This window comes from Acinetobacter sp. UBA6720 (assembly GCF_002454215.1).
Taxonomy (GTDB): domain Bacteria; phylum Pseudomonadota; class Gammaproteobacteria; order Pseudomonadales; family Moraxellaceae; genus Acinetobacter.
On the sequence record NZ_DKIK01000201.1, the window covers coordinates 1 to 2,671 of the forward strand.

1 protein-coding gene is annotated in these 2,671 nt (G+C 43.1%); it reads right to left on the reverse strand.

Annotated elements, in window-relative coordinates; translation table 11 throughout:
• Positions 1 to 238: 238 nt before the first annotated feature.
• The coding region (locus B4F08_RS16895) for a TonB-dependent receptor (protein WP_291375485.1) at positions 239 to 2,671 on the reverse strand (2,433 nt) is incomplete at its 5' end.

The following is a 2,671-nucleotide window of genomic DNA, read 5'->3' on the forward strand; positions in this document are numbered from 1 at the left end:
ACGTAATTGCAACTTCGCTGCCATAGGCTGATCTATTGGTATTTCAACCGAGCTTAACGACTGGCTATTTTGCGGAGCTTGGGGCACGCTGTGCTGACTGCATGCGCTCAATAACAGCAAGCAACTGCTTAAAGCAGACCATTTAAAAGATGAAAATTTCATAGAGATACTCAAAATTGGGCAAGGAACCTCAGGTCTGCTTCTGTTGAGCAAACCTGAGTACTAAATTTAATTCGACTTAAAAATGGGTATAGGTCAGTGCCAGTTTGTAAGCTGGGCCATACTCTTCATATTGCGCGTTATAAGCCTTCGAACCTGCATAGTTGTAATAATGCTCATCGGTGATGTTTTGTACATCAAACTTGAGCTGTAAGTTTTTAGATAAGTTCACATGACTACTAAAATCAAGGAAGATTTGGTCATCGGTATAAATATCTTTTTCAGGCGTATCAATGTCACCAAGTTCATACAGATAACTCGATTTATAATTTGCTGAAAGTCGTACACCAAAACGTTCATTTTCCCAGCCAAGCATCGCATTCGCCACCACATCCGACTGATTTGGCAAATGAATACGACGACTCAGAAGTTCACCATCTTTCATCGAATCAATATCCGCCTCTGACTTACTAAAGGTGGTATTTAAACCCAACAAGAACCCGTTCCATGGTGATCCTAAGTGGTCAAATTTTTGTGAATAGGCAAACTCCATTCCATAGAGTTTGGCACTTTGACCATTTTTATAAGTCACAGCTTCATCAAAGTCAGCCCACTGACCTGTCCCTGCAATATTGGTGTTATAGATAAAATTGTCGATATCTTTATAAAAACTATAAAAACTCACCATACTGGCTTTGCCAAAATACTTTTCTACACCCAAATCAAAGTTAGAAGACTCTAAAGGCTTTAACATTGGGTTACCAAACTCAGCTTCATCACCATCTATGTAAACACCTGGCGCACTTTGGGCAAAGTTCGGACGCACGACACTATTGGTCCATGCCGCACGCAGGTAGGTATTGTCCGCCAATTGATAACGCAAATGTAAGCTTGGCAACCAATGATCATAGTCATTTTCATATTTGGTCGCAGTGATCACATCATCATTAAACTCAAAACCACGTGCTTCAAAGTTGGTATTTTCATAACGTAAACCAGCAATCACACGCAATTGATCCAAATCAATCGTATTCATGACATAAGCCGCTTGTATGTCTTCATTTGACTTAAAGTCATTAATGATGGAGCCATCCGCAACCACATAGTCAGCAGCATTTAGCCCATTTATTTTGTCCTGAATGGCATTTTCATTGATGCTTGGACCAAACTGTCCCAGTTCATAGTGACTGTTTGAATTGAAATCTGAACTTGACGTGCTGAGGTCTTTATATTTCCATTCATCGGTATTATTGGTTTTCTCACGTTGACTGATTTTGCCCCCGAACTTCAATGCAGCAGCATAATTCCCCAACATATAGTCTTTTAAAAAGTCTAATTTACCGTTGTATTCTTTATCGGTGGTTTTAGACTTTTCCCACGACACCGAATCTAGCTCATAGTTGGCAGCATCATAAAAATCTTGATCTGCTGTTATAACTGGCTTTTGGGTACTGCTAAAACCAACATTGCTAAACTCAGCTTTATATTTCGCCCCCGAAATACCACCCGGATTTTCCTCCGATGCTTCGCTATAACCGAGTTGACCTTCCACCGTCCAAGTACCGAAACCTTGCTTGCCCCCTAAAACAAAGGACTGAATTTCTTGCGTTTCAACACGGCTTTTTAATGAACGAGTGACTTCGGCATCTCCACTTTGCCCCGCAGTTTGCGGATCGGCAAATTCAACTGAAACTTCTTGACGCGATTCGGTATCTTTAAATCGGCTATATAACGTTCTTAAATAGTATTCGCCTGTGTCATTGGGGCGGTAATCAAAATTCAACCCCGCACCAATGCGCTCACGCTCGATGTCATATTGGCGCATTGCGGTTTCTTCAAGTGCGTCGCCATTCCAAGCCCCACCCGTTTCAACATTGTCCGAGCCAAATTTTCGGTTTTGATAACTCAGTGCCAACGCTACCCCAAGGTTGTCTTGCCCCTCACCAACACTGAAACGGTTACTGATGGCACCCGATGCTTTAGGGCTATATTTTTCCCGTTTTTCATCATAACCACCTTCAACCGTTCCCGTATAAAACAAACCGTCATGGTCAAAGGCTGATAAACTTTCGACTTGCACCGTACCGCCTAATGAGTTGGCATCCATATCTGGTGTCAGCGTTTTCACCACAGCCAAAGACTGCACCAGCTCTGATGGTAAGACATCCAATGCCACGCCACGGCGATCGCTTTCAGGCGCGGGAACCAAAGTACCATTGATGGTCACTGCATTTAAGTCAGCGCCTAAACCACGAACTGAAACAAAACGTCCTTCGCCTTGGTCACGCTCTGTAGATACACCCGGTATCCGTTGCAACGCTTCTGCGGCATTATCATCGGGTAATTGTCCAATGCCATCAGCATGTACCACACTGCTGATTTGGTCGGCACGTTTTTGTTCTTTGAGTGCTTTATCCATACTTGCAGCTTGACCAATGACCTGTACATATTCCACCGTGTTATCTTCGGCATGTAGATGCGTCATGCTCAGCATTGACAGGACCAGTGTGCT